This is a genomic window from Bradyrhizobium sp. SMVTL-02 (genome assembly GCF_051853005.1).
GTDB lineage: Bacteria > Pseudomonadota > Alphaproteobacteria > Rhizobiales > Xanthobacteraceae > Bradyrhizobium.
Genome location: NZ_CP182469.1, coordinates 2,071,293 through 2,086,766 on the forward strand (window position 1 = coordinate 2,071,293; position 15,474 = coordinate 2,086,766).

Here is a 15,474-nt window from a genome sequence, read left to right on the forward strand (position 1 = left end):
CCCCCGCAAGCGGGAGAGGTTGAACGGCCCCGCGACCAAGGCGTTCACCGCCCCTCGCGCGCCCAGGTCGCCGCAAACGCGCCGAGCAGCAGCAGCAGGCCGATCAGGCCGGCGAAGATCGGCAGCACGCCGACGCCCTTCACCACGCTGGCGTCGCGCATGCGCACGCCCATCCAACCGTCGCCGGCGAAGACACTCGCCGAGCGCGACGGCACGATGCGCGGCAGCTCGACGCTGTTGCCGTCGACGACGCGCACGGCATTGCCGCCGGTCGCCTGCGTCAGCGGTTTCAGGGTCTCGATGGTCGAGGTGACCTCCGAAAACTCCTTCGGATTGGTCGGGCCGACATTGATCAGCGCCTTCAGCGTGCCGTCGGTCGCCTGCCACAGGCCGAGCTCGTTCGCCGGCAGGCTGGCGCGCCACTCGCCGGGATCGCCGGCGCTCAGCGTCAGGTCCTGCGACACGCCCGAGGGCGAAGTCACGCTCACGGGCTGGACGCTGTCCGCCATGGTCTGGCGCAGCACGACGAGATTCTTGCCCTGAACCTGAAGGCGCAGAGCTTCCTCATCGAGGTCCGGCTGCTTCATCAGCCAATGCGACATCCGCCTGAGCAGATCGAGGTGCGGCCCGCCGCCCTCATAGCCGCGCGCCCACAGCCAGATGTGGTCGGAGAGCAGCAGGGCGACGCGACCCTCGCCGAACCTCGACAGGAACAGCAGCGGCTTGCCGTCGAGGCCCGTCATCACCGGCGGGTTGACGGAATTGCGGGTGTCGACGGTGCGGAAGAAGCGGCTCCAGTGCGGCGGCTCGGATGCCGAGCCTTCCAGCCCGCGCGTGACGGGATGGCGTTTGCCGAGGTCGGACAGATGCGCATAGAACGGTTTCTCGGTCACGCCGACCGGTTCGGCCGGCAGCACCGAATCCAGCGGCGTGCGCCAGATGCTGGTGTTGGAGGCATAGTCCGGCCCGGCCGAGACCAGCACCGCGCCGCCCGCGCGCACATAGCGCGCGATGTTGTCGAAATAGGCGATCGGCAGCACACCCTGCCGGGCGTAGCGGTCGAAGATGATCAGCTGGAATTCGTTGATCTTCTGCTGGAACAGCTCGCGGGTCGGAAACGCGATCAGCGACAATTCGTTGATCGGCGTGCCGTCCTGCTTCTCCGGCGGCCTCAGGATCGTGAAGTGCACGAGGTCGACGCTGGCGTCGGACTTCAGCAGGTTGCGCCAGGTGCGCTCGCCGGAATGCGGCTCGCCCGAGACCAGCAGCACGCGCAGCTTGTCGCGTACGCCGTCGATGGCGACGACGGCGCGGTTGTTGACCGGCGTCAGCTCTCGCTCGAGCGGCGAGGCCTCGATCTCGACGATGTTAGGCCCGGCATGTTTGATGTCGACGTCGACACTCGCGCTCTGGCCACTCGAGAGCGTGCGCTCGGTGATGACTTCGCCGTCGCGGCGCACCGTGACCTTGGCGCGCTCACCGGAGACGCCCTGATCGTCGAGCCGATAGGTGATGGTCTGGGTCTGCCCGACGATGCCGAAGCGCGGGGCGGCCGTGATCGCGATGCGGCGGTCGCGCTCGTCCTTCTGTCCGGTGATCAGCGCGTGCACCGGCGCCTGGAAGCCGAGCGCGGCGGCGCTCGCCGGAATGTCATGGACGCGGCCGTCGGTGATCAGGAACGCTCCAGCCACGCGGTCGACCGGCACGTCCGATAACGCCGATGCGAGGGCGCCGAACAGTCTCGTGCCGTCGGTCTCGCCGTCGGCCTGTCCGGCTTCCACGACGCGGACCTCGAGGCCCTTGATCTTCTTCAGGCCGTCGACCAGCGCCTCCTGCGCCTGCGCGGCCTCGCGATTGCGGTTGCCGAAATTCTGGCTCGGGCTCTTGTCGACGACGACGGCCGCGACAGAGGTGAGGGGATCGCGGTCCTCGCGGGTGAAGGAGGGATTGGCGAGCGCCAGCAGGAACAGCGCCAGCGCGGCGACGCGCACGGCCGCACCGCGCGCACGCGCCACCAGCAGCAGGATGGCGATGACGACGATCGCGGCCAGCGCGAGCCACAGGACGATCGCGGGAACAAGCGGCGTGAACGCGATGCCGTAATTCATGTCGAGCTTCTATTCGTTGTGCGCATGATCTCGCCGGAAAACCGGCTTCCACTTTTCCGGATCATGCTCATTGCCCCAGTCGTTCGATCAGGGCCGGTGCGTGCACCTGGTCGGCCTTGTAGTTGCCGGTCAGCGTGTACATCACGATGTTGGCGCCGGCGCGGTAGGCGAATTCGCGCTGGCGGGGGTCGCCGCTGGTCACCGGCAGCATGTACTGGCCGTCGGGCCGGACGGCCCAGGCGCCGGCAAGATCGTTCGAGGTGATGATGATCGGCGAGACGCCGTCGCCGCCACGCGCCGGGCGCTGCGCGCTGTCCTCCTCCTCGTCGCGCGGCAGGGTCTCGACCCAGGTCTGGCCGGTGTTGAAGCGGCCGGGGAAGTCGCGCAGCAGGTAGAAGGTCTTGGTCAGCACGTGCTCGCGCGGCACCGGCTCGAGTTCGGGCACGTCGAGCGAGGACAGGATGTCGCGCAAGGCCCGCATGCCGGGCGTCTGCGAGGCGCCGTTGTCGCCCGGCGGCGCCTCATAGGCGTCGCGGGTGTCGAACAGCACGGTGCCGCCCTGCTTCATATAGGCGTCGATCCTGTTGATGGCGTCCTGGGGAGGCTTCGGCGCGCCGGGCACGATCGGCCAGTAGATCAGCGGGAAGAAGGCGAGTTCGTCGTGCGCCGGATCGATGCCGACGGGATCGCCGGCCTCCAGCGCCGTGCGCTGCGCCAGGAACAACGTCAGTCCGGTGAGGCCGGCCTTGACGATGGAATCGACGTCGGCATTGCCGGTGACGACATAGGCGAGGCGGGTCTGCGACACCGCCTTCATCGCGAACTCGTCGGACGCGCTATCGGCGCGTGCGGGCAGCGGCGGCAGCACCGAGACGCCGGCGAGCACGAGGCCGAGGAGGATTATCGCAGGCGCGGCGCGGCGGCGCAGCAGCGCGGCGAGGCCGCCGCCGAGCAGCGCGACGATGATGGCGTCGATCAGGAACAGCCCGAGCGCGGTCGACAGCAGCCAGCCGCGCAAATCGCGCGGCTCGGCATTGGTGTAGGTGGCATGCCGGGCGCGCAGGCCCGCGGTGTTCAGGGCTGCGATGCGGTCGGCGCTGGCAAGCGTGTTCACGGCGAGCGGTCCTTCTGCCGGACCATAGAAGCCCGGCGGATGATCTGATGTGGCGCGGTCGCGATAATCCGCGGGCAGCGGCTTTGCGGTCGCCGGCGGCGGGCCGAACGCGCCAAAACCGTCGAGGATGTGCAGCGGCGCCACCGTTTCGGTGGTCGCCTCACTGGCAACGCCGGGGCCTGGCTTGGTGGTGTAGCCGGACATGTCGACCACACGCCTGAGCATCTCGACGAAGATGCCCGACATCGGCAGGTCCGACCAGCGCATGTCGGCGCTGACATGGAACAGGCTGACGATGCCCTTGCCGCGATGCTCGCCGGTGACGAGCGGCGTGCCGTCTTCCAGCGAGGCCCAGCTCTTGGTGGCGAGCACGGCATCGGGCTCGGCCAGCACCTGTCGGCTCACGGTGACGTCCTTGGGCACCGCGACGCCGGCGAATGGGCCGTCGGCAGCGAAAGAGGCGAGATGCTGCGGCTTCTCCCAGGTCAGGCTGCCGCCGAGCGTGCGGCCGCCCTTGCGCAGCTTCACCGGCACGAGGTCGTCTTCGGCCTGTGCGAGACGGGGCCCTGCGAACCGCACCAGCACGCCGCCCTGGTCGATCCAGCCATTGAGGCGCTCGCGGATTTCAGGGGCGATGGTGCCGACATCGGCGAGGATGATCATGGGCAGCTTCTGGTCCAGGAACTGCGTGATGCCCTGCTGCGGCGAGCCCTTGTCGGCGAGCCGCACGTCGGCGAACGGCGCCAGCGCGCGGGTGAGATAGAAGGTCGGCGCCAGCAGCGGCTGCGCGGTCTCGCTGGTCGAGCCCGAGACGATGCCGATGGCGCGGCGCCGCCAGCGCTTGTCGAGCAGCTGCACCGCGCCGGCGGAGCGCTCGCCCGAGATCTCGAGCCGGGTGATGTCGTTGCGCAGCTCGACCGGCAGGTCGAATGCGGCGTCGGTCTCCTTGTCCTGGGGGCCGAAGGAGAAGCGCGCTTCGCCGATCGGCGAGGCCTTCTGGTCCAGCGCGCGCACGGTGCCGGTGGCGATGCCGCTGTCGGTGCGCAGCACCTTCACGGTCATCTTCGCCGCGGCGTTCTCGGCCGCCGCCAGCGCCAGCGGCGAGGAGGTGCCGCCTTCGAAGATGGTCAGGCTGCGATCCCCCAAGGTCTTGCCGAGGCCAGCCACGAACTCCTCGCCGCGACCGGTGTCGACGCCGTCGGACAGCCAGGCGATCTCGCAATCGCCGGTCGCTTTCAGGAAACGATCGACGGCAGCGAGCGTGTCGACGCGGTCGATCGAATAGGGCTTTGGCGCGAGCTGGCGCAGCGCCACGCGCGCCGCGCCCGCGGGTATAAGGGTGATGTCGCGGTTCGGCTCGGACAGCGGCACCAGCGCGATGGCGCGGCGCTCGTTGTCGGCGTTGGCGATCAGCTCGTCGGCGGCCCTGATCCTGACGTCCCAGTTCGAGGCCGCGCTCCAGCCGTCGTCGAGCATGATCATCAGCGGCGCCTTGCTGCCGGCGAGGCCCGTCTGCGGATTCCAGATCGGCCCGGCGGCGGCGAAGATGACGAGGGCCGCAGCGAGCAGGCGCAGCGCGGTCAGCCACCACGGCGTTCGCGACGGCGTCTCCTCGCGCGGGGCGATGTCGAACAACAGGCGGGTCGGCGGAAACTCGATCCGGCGCGGCCGCGGCGGCATCACGCGCAACAGCCACCACAGCACCGGCAGGCTGACGAGGCCGATCAGGAGCAGCGGTTCGGTGAAGGCGAGCGGTAATCCCATCATGCGGCCGGCCCCGCCTTGATGGTCGTGGTGCGCGCGCCCGATTTGCTCACCTGCATGCCGGCGTGCAGATACAGCAGCAGCTCGGCGGCGGAGCGGTCGGTCGCATGGGTCGTGAACAGCCAGTCCAGCCTCGATGTCTCGGCGCGGATCTGGTCGCGATGCAGCGCGAGGCGCGCGGTGTAGTCCTGCGCCCAGCTCTCGGCGCGGCCGGCGGTGATCACGCCGAAGCCCTCGGGCTCGACGAACTCGATGCGGCCGGAATAGGGGAACGACTCCTCGGCGGGATCGACGACCTGCACCATCGTGCCATGCGCGCCGGAGCCGGACAGCCCGGCGAGCGTCGCACCGATCTCGGAGATCGGCGACCAGAAATCCGACAGCACGATGATCTCGGCCAGCGCCGACGGAACGAAGGAGGGCGGCAGGCTGAGGCGGTCGGCGTCGTCATGCAGCATCGCCTGCGCCATCTTGTCGATGACGCTGCGGCTCGCGGTCGGCGCCATCAGCCCGGGAATGCCCACGCGTTCGCCGCCCGACACCAGCAGCTCGGCCAGCGCGAAGGCGACGATCAGCGTGCGCTCGAGCTTGGATTCGCGCGCAGCCTTCGAGGCGAAGGCCATCGAGGGCGAGCGGTCGGGCCAGATCCAGACCGTGTGCGAGGCTTCCCATTCGAGCTCGCGGACATAGAGATGGTCGTCGCGCGCCGAGCGGCGCCAATCGACGTTCTGCGCCGGTTCGCCGGAGACGAAGCGGCGGTACTGCCAGAAATTCTCGCCCGAGCCGGCGCGGCGCCGGCCGTGCAGGCCGTGGATGACGTTGGCGGCGACGCGGCGGGCTTCCAGCACCAGGCGCGGCAGCGAAGCGGCGAGCGTGCGGCTCTCGCCATCGGCACGTCGGATCGCGATGATCTCCTTCGCTGTGTGCCCGGTCTCTGCGGCCATCAACCGATCCGTGTCTTCAATTGCCGGATCACGTCCGGAATCGTGCGGCCTTCGGCGCGCGCCTGGAACGTCAGTGCCATGCGGTGCTTCAGCACGGGCTCGGCGAGGTCGAGCACGTCGTCGATCGAGGGCGCGAGGCGTCCGTCGATCAGCGCGCGGGCGCGCACGGCGAGCATCAAGGACTGGCTGGCGCGCGGACCGGGGCCCCAGGCGATGAACTTGCCGGCTTCGCCGCTTTCCTCGCCCGGACGGGCCGAGCGCACCAGCGACAGGATCGCCTCCACCACGGAATCGCCGACCGGCAGGCGGCGGACCAGCCGCTGCGCGGTGATCAGTGCATCCGCGGTCATCGAGCCCTTCGCCAGCGTCTCCTCGGCGCCCGTCGTCTCGAACAGGATGCGGCGCTCGGCGTCGCGGTCGGGATAGTCGACGTCGATCTCCATCAGGAAGCGGTCGAGTTGCGCTTCCGGCAGCGGATAGGTGCCTTCCTGCTCCAGCGGGTTTTGCGTCGCGAGCACGTGGAAGGGTTTCGGCAGATCGTGGCGCGCGCCGGCCACGGTGATGTGCTGCTCCTGCATCGCCTGCAACAGCGCCGACTGCGTGCGCGGGCTGGCGCGGTTGATCTCGTCCGCCATCAGGAGCTGCGCGAACACGGGACCGGCGATGAAGCGGAAGGCGCGCCTGCCCGCGGTGCTCTCGTCCAGCACCTCGGCGCCGAGGATGTCCGACGGCATCAGGTCGGGCGTGAACTGGATGCGCTTGGCATCGAGACCGAGCGTGACGCCGAGCGTCTCGACGAGCTTGGTCTTGGCAAGGCCGGGCACGCCGATCAGCAGCGCATGGCCGCCGGAGAGGATCGTGACCAGCGTGTTCTCGATGACGCGGTCCTGACCGAAGATGACGGAGCCGATTGCCTCCTTCGCCGCGCGAATCTGGGCCGACACCTGCTCGGCCGACCGAACGATCCCGTCCTCGAGTTTCTCGACACTCTCCGCCATTTCGCTCGCTCCTTAAGCCTGCCATGCGGCTTGCTTGCGTCGTCACGTTGCCGCGTCGTCACGCCATCACATGGGCCCTATGCTAGACTTGCGGGAAGGCCATGTATTCGTTGAATTAACCTATCCCCACCTTATCGGCTTAAGGGTATGTAGGGCATCACGAAGTGGCGACCTCCACACCGGACTTTTCCGGATGGAACCGAGCACCAATCGACAACGTAGACCTGCACCAATCGTGCCAAGTGACAAAGTCAGGGCAAACCATGGCGAACCAAGGGCAGAGCGCCGAGCGCGGTCTTGATGGGCTGACTGCCGCCGCCAAAAGTGCTGCCGGTGCCGAAGGCGCCAAAAAGGGCCTGCCTCCGGTGCATTTGTGGAATCCGCCGTTTTGCGGCGATCTCGACATCCGAATCGCCGCCGATGGTACTTGGTTCTACATGGGCACGCCGATCGGCCGTCACGCCCTCGTTCGCCTGTTCTCGACCATCTTGAAGCGCGAGGGCGACAAGCACTTCCTCGTGACGCCGGTGGAGAAGGTCGGCATCCGCGTCGACGATGCGCCGTTCATGGCGGTCGAAATGCAGAAAGACGGCGCTGACAACCATCGCGTGCTGAGCTTCCGCACCAATGTCGACGATTGGGTGACATGCGATGCCGCGCACCGGCTGCGCTTCCAGCAGGCGGCGGACGGCGGCCTCACGCCTTACCTGCATGTCCGCGCCGATCTCTGGGCCAAGGTGACCCGGGCGCTGTATTACGATCTGGTTGACATGGGCGAGGAGCGGATGGTCGATGGCCAGTCGATGTTCGGCGTCGAGTCGGCCGGCGAATTCTTCGCCATGGCCGACGCGGAGCAGGTGAGGGCCGCGCTTTGAACAAGCCTATCCCCAATAGCGAGCCTGAACGCGAACCCGTCGCGCTGGGCGCTGCCGATTTCTTCGCCCGCTCGCGGGCGCGGCTCGGCTTCGACGTGCCGCCCGGCCTCTACGATCCCAACATCATCCCGGCCTCGGGCGATCCCGGCACCGACAAGATGCTCGAGATCATCGCGCGCGAGCAGCCGGTGCGCCCCGCAGCGGTGCTGATTGCCGTGGTCGACCATCCCGAGCCGACCATCCTCTTGACGCAGCGCTCGGCCCATCTCAACGATCACGCCGGTCAGATCGCCTTTCCCGGCGGCAAGATCGACGCGACCGACGCCTCGCCGCTCGATGCCGCGTTGCGCGAGGCCGAGGAGGAGGTCGGCCTGTCCAGAGACTTCGTGGAGCCGATCGGCTATCTCGATCTCTACGGCACCGGCTTCGGCTTCCGCATCCTGCCGACGGTCGCGAGGGTCAGGCCCGGCTTTTCGCTCACCATCAACCATTCGGAGGTTGATGACGCCTTCGAGGTGCCGCTATCCTTCCTGATGAATCCGGTGAACCACCAGCTGCACAGCAAGGAATTCCGCGGCATGGAGCGCTTCTACTACGCGATGCCGTTCGCGGAGCGCTACATCTGGGGTGCGACGGCCGGCATGCTGCGTGTGCTGTATGAGCGGATCTACTCGTCATGATCCGGCCGGTCCTGACCGAGATCGGAATTTTCCTCATTCCCTTTGCCGTCTATGCGTTGTTCCTGGCCGCCTCCCGCTCCGGCCTGTTCGTGCAGACGTCCTGGCCGGTCACGATCGTCTCCCGCCTCGTCCTCGTTGCGCTCGCGCTGGTGATCGCGGGCCTGGTTGGCCTCGCACAATTCTCCGGCGGCGGACCGAATTCGACCTACGTTCCCGCCCATATCGAGAACGGCAAGTTCGTGCCGGGCACGGAAAGATAGAGGCCGGACCATGAGCGCGGAGCCGATCCTTGCGCCGATCCTTGTCGATGCGCCCTGGCTGACCGCCGGCGGGACCGCGCGCGTCCTGCAATTGCTCGGCACTGATGGCGAAGAGGCGCGGGTGGTCGGCGGCGCCGTGCGCAACGCGCTGCTCGGCCTCATGCCCGGCGACATCGACATCGCGACCACGGCGTTGCCGGAGGAGGTGATCCGCCGCGCCAAGGCCGCCGGCATCAAGAGCGTGCCGACCGGCATCGACCACGGCACCATCACGCTCGTCATCGACCGGCATCCTTACGAGGTGACCACGCTGCGCGAGGACACCCAGACCTTCGGCCGCAAGGCCAGGGTCGCGTTCGGCCGCGACTGGGTGAAGGACGCCGAGCGGCGCGACTTCACCATGAACGGCCTGTCGGTCGACGCGGCAGGTGTCGTCCACGACTATGTCGGCGGCATCGACGATGCCAGAGCGCGCCGCGTGCGCTTCATCGGCGATCCCGACCAGCGCATCGCCGAGGATTATCTGCGCATCCTGCGCTTCTTCCGCATCCACGCCGCCTTCGGCGCCGGCGAGCCCGACCGCAACGGCTATCTCGCCTGCATCCGGGGACGTGCGGGCCTTGCCAGCCTGTCGGCCGAGCGCGTGCGGATGGAGATGCTGAAGCTGCTGGTGGCCGGCGGTGCCTCCGCGGCCGCGCTCGCGATGGCCGACGGCGGATTGCTGCAGGCGCTGATCGGCGGCGTTGCCTATACCGGCCCGCTGGACACGATGATCGCGATCGAGCGTGAGCTCGGCCTCACCCCCAGCAGCACGCGGCGCCTCGCCGCGCTGACGGTCGCCGTGACCGAGGACGCCAAGCGCGTCGCCGCGCGCCTGCGGCTCTCCAATGCCGAGGCCAAGGCGCTGGACTCGATGGGCCATCGCTGGTGGCGCTTCGCCGCCATGGACGAGGCGCATGCGCGGCGGCTGCTCTACCGGCTCGGCACCGAACGCTATCACGATCGCGTGTTGCTCGGCTGGGCGCGCGCCGCCGGCGAGATGCATTCGCCGCGCTGGCGCGCGCGCGCCGAGCTGCCGCAGCGCTGGACCGCGCCGAAATTCCCGCTGAAGGCCGCCGACTTCATCGCGCGCGGCCTCGCCGAAGGGCCTGCGCTCGGACATGTGCTGACGCTCGCCGAGGACGCTTGGCTTGCGGCGGATTTTCCCCTAGAGGAAGCCGCGCTCGCTTCCATCGCCGATCAAGCTGCGGCACGCGTCAGCCGCGACGGGAAAACGTGACCATCGTTTCAGGCTTCGCCGACATCTCGATCCTTCAGCTTTTGCTGGTCGCGTTGATGGCGTTGTTTGCTTCGATCATCGGTGGTCTCGCCGGCTACGGCACCGGCGCCTTGATGCCGCTGGTGCTGGTGCCGCTGGTCGGCGCCGAGCCCGTGGTTCCGATCATCGCCATCTCCGCGATCTTCACCAATTGCAGCCGCGCGGTCGCTTATCTGCGCTATGCCGATCGCCGCCGCGCGCTGATCGCGCTGGCCTGCGCAGGCTTGACCACCGCGCTCGGTGCCTACGGCTATACGCGCCTCACCAATGCCGGCGCCGCCCTCGTGATCGGCACCATGCTGATCCTGAGCGTGCCGCTGCGCCGCGTGCTGCGACGGCGCCAGGTCAGGATCGGCGACACCGGGCTTGCCGCCGGCTCCGTCGGTTACGGCGTGCTGGTCGGCGGCACCTCCGGCTCAGGCGTGATCCTGCTCTCGCTGCTGATGGCCGCCGGCCTCGAGGGCGCCGCCGTGATCGCGACCGACGCGATGATCTCGCTCGGCACCGGCCTCATCAAGATCTCCGTGTTCGGCCTCGCCGGCGCCGTCACCGCGCAGGTGCTCGCCTTCGCGCTGCTGATCGGCGGCATCGCGATCCCCGGTGCGTTTCTCGCAAAGGCCTTCGTCGAGCGGATGCCGGTGCATATCCACACCGCGATCCTCGACGTTGCCGTGATCACAGGCGGGCTGGTCATGATCACGGCTGCGGCGAGGCAGCTCGTCGCCTAGATGCGGATCGAAGCCTGTCGGGGCGCGTATGCACAGATGTCGGCTTCCGGAGCGCAAACCGGAAGTCGTCCGGCTTCGCCGTCATTGGCGGCTAATGTGAAGATGCTATGGGGTGGGCGGCGAGGGTATGGGACCTTGATGCCGGCCGGCATTCTACCGCGCGAGCGGTTTAGTCCTTTGACCCAACTCGGACTTCTCGTGTTGAGTAGTCATGGCCGTGTCGTGGCCCCCTTCAATTGCCGCTCAAAGTGCTAGACTGCCCATCCCACTGGTCCTCGGAGGGGACAAATGCGCCGCCGAGAATTCATCAGGGTTCTTGCGGGGACTGTCGCCGCGTGGCCGCACGGGGCACGCGCGCAGCAGAAGGCCCTGCCCGTGATTGGGGTTCTCAACGGCAGGGGAGCCAATGAAGCCCCGCAGCTCCTCGCGGCTTTCCGGCAAGGTCTGAAGGAGTTGGGCTTTGTTGAAGGTCAGAATATCGCAATCGAATATCGCTTTGCGGATCATCAAAACGAGCGGCTGCCGGCACTTGCAAGCGAATTGGTGCGTCGTCAGGTGATGGTGATTGCCGCCACCAACACGGCGGCTGCAGTCGCGGCTAAGGCCGCAACGACAAGCATTCCGATCGTCTTTTCAATTGCCGGTAATCCAGTTCAGCTCGGGCTCGTCACGAGCCTGAACCGGCCCGGCGGCAATGTTACAGGCGTGACCCAATTGGCGCTGGAGGTCACCCCCAAGCGGCTGGAATTACTGCGCCAGCTTCTTCCTGTGGCCACGACCATGGCGCTTCTCATAAATCCGTCCAATCCCGTTCTCGCCGAGCCGCAAATCAGTGACTTGCAAGCCGCAGCCCCGAGCCTTGGGCTGGAGCTACATGTCCTGAATGCCAGCAGCAAACGGGACTTCGATGGCGTCTTTGCAAAGCTTTCGGAGTTGCGCGCAGGGGGCCTCGTGATCGGCGAAGACACGCTTTTCACAAGTTATAGCGAGGACCTTGCACGGCTCGCTGCACGGCATGCCATGCCGGCGATTTACGACAGCCGCGAGTTCGTCGCAGCCGGTGGCCTCATGAGCTATGGCGGGAGCCATACCGACGCCTATCAGCTGGCCGGCGTTTACACCGCTCGCATTCTGAAAGGCGAAAAGCCGGCCGACCTGCCGGTGCAACAGCGCACGAAAGTGCAGTTGCTATTGAATCTCAAGGCCGCCAAAGCGCTCGGTATCACGGTGCCCCTGCCATTGCTTGGCCGCGCCGATGCGGTGATCGAATGATGGCTGCGTTTGCTGCGGTGCGTGAGTCAGTTGTTGGGCCCTTCGCGACCTATTGCATCGCGAACCAACTCGGTCGCTAACGGGGCATAGCGGAAATCGACGGCGCGTCATCAATCGCAGAGACCGACGCTCGTGACCCAAGCCGGTCCTCACGCCGGATCGCATTTGATCACCAATTTCGGCGTAACGGGGGCCCCGCCGCAAGCCTGAAGTAGACCGGGCGCTCTAGCACCCGTCGTCTCCTTCTACGACGGTCGACAGGAAGCTGGAACGTGCCAGATCACATGCAATCGGTTTTGAGAACGAGGTGCCAAACCATCTACTCGTCAACGAACCATCGTTGGTGACCCAAGGGATTGGCGGCAGTTGCGGCAGATAAGATGCATACGGCATCACTTTCGCAAGCGTCACTCTGACCAGATACTTTGCTAGAAAAGCCTCGTTCATTCCGCCGTCCAGTCCGCTGTAGATCGGGGCTGCCGGCACGTTGTCGTTGAGCAATCGCGCGAATTCGAGTTCGTCGGTGCGTTGCTTCTCAAGCGCCCGCCGCGCAATTTTGGAATCCACGACAAACGCGGGGCATTTATCGGTGGGGCTGAACACGAGAGGATAAGGCGAATTTGGTGGAGCTTGCGCATCGAACACATAGCGTCGATTGCACACGTCCACCTTGGGTTCGAGATGCGTCGTCTCGAAGTGATCGTTGCCGACCTTGAGCATTTTCCAGAAGGAGAGGTTCGGGCTATTTCGATGCTGCGCCAGGTTTGCCGGCGTCAGGCGGAATGGATAAGCCTGGACCTGAAAGGACGGGCGGCCGCCGAGGAATGAGTCCCGCGCTAGCGAATAGATCTCGCTTATCTGTTCGTCGGTCATGGCATAGCAACCGCTCGATGAGCAGTCGCCATGGATCATGAGTAAGCTGCCGTCGCGATTGTTTGCCTTGTCGAAGCTGTTGGGAAAGCCGACGTTGATCGCAAGATGGTAATCGGAGTTGGGATTCATCAGCTCAGGAGTAATCGTATAGAACCCCTCTGGAGCCTGACGGTCACCCTCCTTCAGTTTCGGCCCGAGATCCCCCGACCACCGACAGATCGGGTACACCTTGAGGATTTTGAAAAGGCCGGTGGTGTCCTGTTTCCAGACTTCGAGCTCCGCCTCTTGCTTGAAGACGCGCACAAGGATAGGCGAGTATTTTGGCATCTTCTTTTGTCGGAGCAGCGAGAGCAACTGGGGTGGTAGCTCCTTTGTTGCCTTGGCCGGCAAGCGGTTGCTGTTTTCGCCGAGGCAGGTGGCCGGCGACAAGGCCGCGAAAAAAGCTGCAGTCAGCACAAGCGCACGGAGTGCCGTGGCGCCGATCATGACCTTGCCTCGGGCGTGGAATCTGCTCATTTGGGTAGCGTGTAGTTAGTGGGTTCGTAAGGCAAGCCCAGATGGGCGCGGTCATCGGAGAAGTTCGAGCTTGTCGTCGGCGCAGGGTGCACACAATCACGGTCGAGAATACCGAGTTCGAGTTGGCTCTTGCGCAGGAATGCTCCGCCACGAACTTCCAGATCAGTTGGTCCTCGATCATCGGATCATCGCCAGCAACGGGCTAATTGCACCGCGCGTCACGATGAGCCGTCGCCTATTGCTTCGCCGTGTCGCCAACCGCGGTCTCCGCGCGAGCGGTTTAGTCCTCTGACCCCTAGGTGGACATCGCTACGGAGCCGGAGAAGCGAGCGGCTTTCCCTTCTCGACAACGTAGGTGGCGATTACTTTCGCGCCGTTCGGCCGAGCTTTGGCGTCGTGAATGATACCGGGTGCAAGTTGGTAACTCTCCCCGGTCTTCACCGTCTTGTCTGGTTGACCGTCCGCCATGAGCACCATCTCGCCATCAAGCATAAAGCCTGACTCAGGACCTGGATGGGTGTGGCGTCCGATATTCACGTTGGGCATGACTTCAGCTATTCCAACTACGGTCTCATAGTTCGTGCCGGGCACGTCAAACTTCTGTAGTGGCGTCCGCTTTATTGTCGCGGTTTGCTGGGTCGCCGCTGGCGGATTTTGCTGAGCCGCAGCGATATTAGTCATCGCCAACGAGGCTACGGCGGTGCAAAGCAATAACCTGACAAGCATCGCTTCCTCCAAATTCATGATTGAGAATGCCGGACTCTATCAAATGTTTCGGTCTTTGACATGTCTGACCATGGCCGGATGGTTGAACGTGCGTTCGCCGCCTTCGCGCGCCAGCACCACCTGTGTCTGCCAGCAGTGCGCGAAGTCGGAGCTTGCAAGGCTCAGTTCGGCGACGAGCCGGCGAATGTCTCGCGCCTGTTCGGCGAGGAACGCGCCGCCCGCCGCGGCGATAAGGGTGTCGCATTTTGGTAACAGTCAGCTTCGCTAAAGCGCCGGCGTGCCCGCCTCGCCTTGGATGGCGGGGAATATGGGTGTAGCTTTTTCGCGGGGACCCTGCCGCGGAGTTGGGGGCAATGAAAGCCTTGCAGGCCGCCTGCATCGTGGGTGTCATTGCATTCACGGGGACGATTCATCGCGCCGGAGCGGAAGAAGCTGGGGCGCCGCCTGCAGCAACGCTCGGGTCAGTCTCCGGGGCGGCTTCTGCTCGGTCATTGGTTGCCCAAGCCAAGATCGATGACGACTCCAACGCGACGAAATCGAACGCATTGGACCGCCGCGATGCTGCGCAGCCGGTGCCGGCAATGCGCGATGCATCGGATGATGCGTCCAGCCCCACGCCGGCGAGCCAGGACTTCCGGTACCTGATCTATTATATATGGTCCGAATATCCGCCCGCCGAGAAGCCGGCGGATATCGTGTTGAGGTCGCTCAAGGACACCGTGGTCGGAACGCCGGTCGAGGAGATCAAGCGCGCGTCCGATGCGTTCGGTCTCGATTTCAATTTCATGAAAGCGGTCGCGAAGGTCGAGTCCGGGTTCGATCCCAAGCAACGCACCGGGTCGTATATCGGCCTGTTCCAACTGAGTGAATATGAGTTCAACAAGTTCGGCTCGGGGCAGATTCGCAGTCCCCGCGACAATGCCGTAGCAGCAGCCTACAAGGTCATTACCGAAGGCGTGCTGTTCGAGTGGGTGACGCACCAGAAGCCGACCTTGAGCGATCTTTACCTGATCCACCAACAGGGCTGGGAAGGCGCCGCCGAGCACATCAGCCAACCGGATCGCATCGCCTGGAAATCCATGTGTGCCACCGGCGAGGGCAAGGAAAAAGGCGAGAGATGGTGCAAACGTGCGATCTGGCGGAACACTCTTCCGGCCGTCAAGCAGGCGTGGAAATCGGTCGACAAGCTGACATCCGGAGCGTTCGTCGAAATGTGGCGCGCGCGGATTGCCGAACTCTATTCGAAATATATGGCCACGGCCGCCGCCGGAGCGGCGAAGCAGTAGCTTTCGTTGAGG

General features: G+C 65.7%; 14 protein-coding genes. 7 read left to right on the forward strand and 7 right to left on the reverse strand.

What is annotated here, in order from left to right:
* Positions 1-44: 44 nt before the first annotated feature.
* From ACNJYB_RS09660 to ACNJYB_RS09675, 4 genes are all read right to left on the reverse strand, one after another.
* Positions 45-2,108, reverse strand: a complete 2,064-nt coding sequence (locus tag ACNJYB_RS09660) for a hypothetical protein (RefSeq protein WP_439373732.1) — start codon at positions 2,106-2,108, stop codon at positions 45-47.
* A 67-nt stretch (positions 2,109-2,175) separates the two neighbouring features.
* On the reverse strand, positions 2,176-4,989 hold the full coding sequence (locus ACNJYB_RS09665; RefSeq protein ID WP_439373733.1) for a DUF4159 domain-containing protein: 2,814 nt from the start codon (positions 4,987-4,989) through the stop codon (positions 2,176-2,178).
* Entirely contained in the window at positions 4,986-5,930 is a 945-nt protein-coding gene (locus ACNJYB_RS09670; protein WP_439373734.1) for a DUF58 domain-containing protein, read from the reverse strand. Before ACNJYB_RS09670 ends, ACNJYB_RS09665 begins: the two co-directional genes overlap by 4 nt.
* The gene (locus ACNJYB_RS09675) at positions 5,930-6,928 is read right to left on the reverse strand and encodes an AAA family ATPase (protein WP_439373735.1); all 999 of its coding nucleotides are present in this window, start codon (positions 6,926-6,928) and stop codon (positions 5,930-5,932) included. Before ACNJYB_RS09675 ends, ACNJYB_RS09670 begins: the two co-directional genes overlap by 1 nt.
* A 263-nt stretch (positions 6,929-7,191) precedes the next feature.
* Between ACNJYB_RS09675 and ACNJYB_RS09680 the strand changes: the two genes are divergently transcribed.
* The 6 genes from ACNJYB_RS09680 (at position 7,192) to ACNJYB_RS09705 (ending at position 12,061) form a co-directional block, all read left to right on the forward strand.
* Positions 7,192-7,803 carry a DUF1285 domain-containing protein gene (locus ACNJYB_RS09680; RefSeq protein ID WP_439373736.1) on the forward strand — a complete coding sequence of 204 codons (612 nt, stop codon included), beginning with the start codon at positions 7,192-7,194 and terminating at the stop codon, positions 7,801-7,803.
* A complete protein-coding gene (locus ACNJYB_RS09685) occupies positions 7,800-8,483 on the forward strand; it encodes a CoA pyrophosphatase (RefSeq protein WP_439373737.1) in 684 nt (227 codons plus the stop codon). The genes ACNJYB_RS09680 and ACNJYB_RS09685 overlap by 4 nt, the downstream gene beginning before the upstream one ends.
* Positions 8,480-8,743, forward strand: a complete 264-nt coding sequence (locus tag ACNJYB_RS09690; protein WP_439373738.1) for a DUF6111 family protein — start codon at positions 8,480-8,482, stop codon at positions 8,741-8,743. The genes ACNJYB_RS09685 and ACNJYB_RS09690 overlap by 4 nt, the downstream gene beginning before the upstream one ends.
* Positions 8,744-8,753: 10 nt before the next feature.
* Positions 8,754-10,022 carry a CCA tRNA nucleotidyltransferase gene (locus ACNJYB_RS09695; protein WP_439373739.1) on the forward strand — a complete coding sequence of 423 codons (1,269 nt, stop codon included), beginning with the start codon at positions 8,754-8,756 and terminating at the stop codon, positions 10,020-10,022.
* Positions 10,019-10,789 carry a sulfite exporter TauE/SafE family protein gene (locus ACNJYB_RS09700; protein WP_439373740.1) on the forward strand — a complete coding sequence of 257 codons (771 nt, stop codon included), beginning with the start codon at positions 10,019-10,021 and terminating at the stop codon, positions 10,787-10,789. Before ACNJYB_RS09695 ends, ACNJYB_RS09700 begins: the two co-directional genes overlap by 4 nt.
* Positions 10,790-11,077: 288 nt before the next feature.
* On the forward strand, positions 11,078-12,061 hold the full coding sequence (locus ACNJYB_RS09705) for an ABC transporter substrate-binding protein (RefSeq protein WP_439373741.1): 984 nt from the start codon (positions 11,078-11,080) through the stop codon (positions 12,059-12,061).
* 225 nt (positions 12,062-12,286) lie between these two features.
* Here the strand turns inward: ACNJYB_RS09705 and ACNJYB_RS09710 are convergent, their stop codons facing one another.
* From ACNJYB_RS09710 to ACNJYB_RS09720, 3 genes are all read right to left on the reverse strand, one after another.
* Positions 12,287-13,420, reverse strand: coding sequence for a L,D-transpeptidase family protein (locus tag ACNJYB_RS09710; RefSeq protein ID WP_439373742.1), 1,134 nt, complete (start codon positions 13,418-13,420; stop codon positions 12,287-12,289).
* Between the two features lie 339 nt (positions 13,421-13,759).
* On the reverse strand, positions 13,760-14,194 hold the full coding sequence (locus ACNJYB_RS09715; protein ID WP_439373743.1) for a cupin domain-containing protein: 435 nt from the start codon (positions 14,192-14,194) through the stop codon (positions 13,760-13,762).
* A gap of 21 nt (positions 14,195-14,215) precedes the next feature.
* Entirely contained in the window at positions 14,216-14,431 is a 216-nt protein-coding gene (locus tag ACNJYB_RS09720; protein ID WP_439375519.1) for an MmyB family transcriptional regulator, read from the reverse strand.
* Between the two features lie 98 nt (positions 14,432-14,529).
* Between ACNJYB_RS09720 and ACNJYB_RS09725 the strand changes: the two genes are divergently transcribed.
* Complete coding sequence (locus tag ACNJYB_RS09725; RefSeq protein WP_439373744.1) at positions 14,530-15,462, forward strand: transglycosylase; 933 nt, start codon at positions 14,530-14,532, stop codon at positions 15,460-15,462.
* Positions 15,463-15,474: the final 12 nt, after the last annotated feature.

Excerpts from the sequence above, each read along its gene's own strand:
- ACNJYB_RS09660 (WP_439373732.1), bottom strand. The coding sequence starts at position 2,108 with ATGAATTACGGCATCGCGTTCACGCCGCTTGTTCCCGCGATCGTCCTG.
- ACNJYB_RS09665 (WP_439373733.1), bottom strand. The coding sequence starts at position 4,989 with ATGATGGGATTACCGCTCGCCTTCACCGAACCGCTGCTCCTGATCGGC.
- ACNJYB_RS09670 (WP_439373734.1), bottom strand. The coding sequence starts at position 5,930 with ATGGCCGCAGAGACCGGGCACACAGCGAAGGAGATCATCGCGATCCGA.
- ACNJYB_RS09675 (WP_439373735.1), bottom strand. The coding sequence starts at position 6,928 with ATGGCGGAGAGTGTCGAGAAACTCGAGGACGGGATCGTTCGGTCGGCC.
- ACNJYB_RS09680 (WP_439373736.1), top strand. The coding sequence starts at position 7,192 with ATGGCGAACCAAGGGCAGAGCGCCGAGCGCGGTCTTGATGGGCTGACT.
- ACNJYB_RS09690 (WP_439373738.1), top strand. The coding sequence starts at position 8,480 with ATGATCCGGCCGGTCCTGACCGAGATCGGAATTTTCCTCATTCCCTTT.
- ACNJYB_RS09695 (WP_439373739.1), top strand. The coding sequence starts at position 8,754 with ATGAGCGCGGAGCCGATCCTTGCGCCGATCCTTGTCGATGCGCCCTGG.
- ACNJYB_RS09705 (WP_439373741.1), top strand. The coding sequence starts at position 11,078 with ATGCGCCGCCGAGAATTCATCAGGGTTCTTGCGGGGACTGTCGCCGCG.
- ACNJYB_RS09710 (WP_439373742.1), bottom strand. The coding sequence starts at position 13,420 with ATGATCGGCGCCACGGCACTCCGTGCGCTTGTGCTGACTGCAGCTTTT.
- ACNJYB_RS09715 (WP_439373743.1), bottom strand. The coding sequence starts at position 14,194 with ATGAATTTGGAGGAAGCGATGCTTGTCAGGTTATTGCTTTGCACCGCC.
- ACNJYB_RS09725 (WP_439373744.1), top strand. The coding sequence starts at position 14,530 with ATGAAAGCCTTGCAGGCCGCCTGCATCGTGGGTGTCATTGCATTCACG.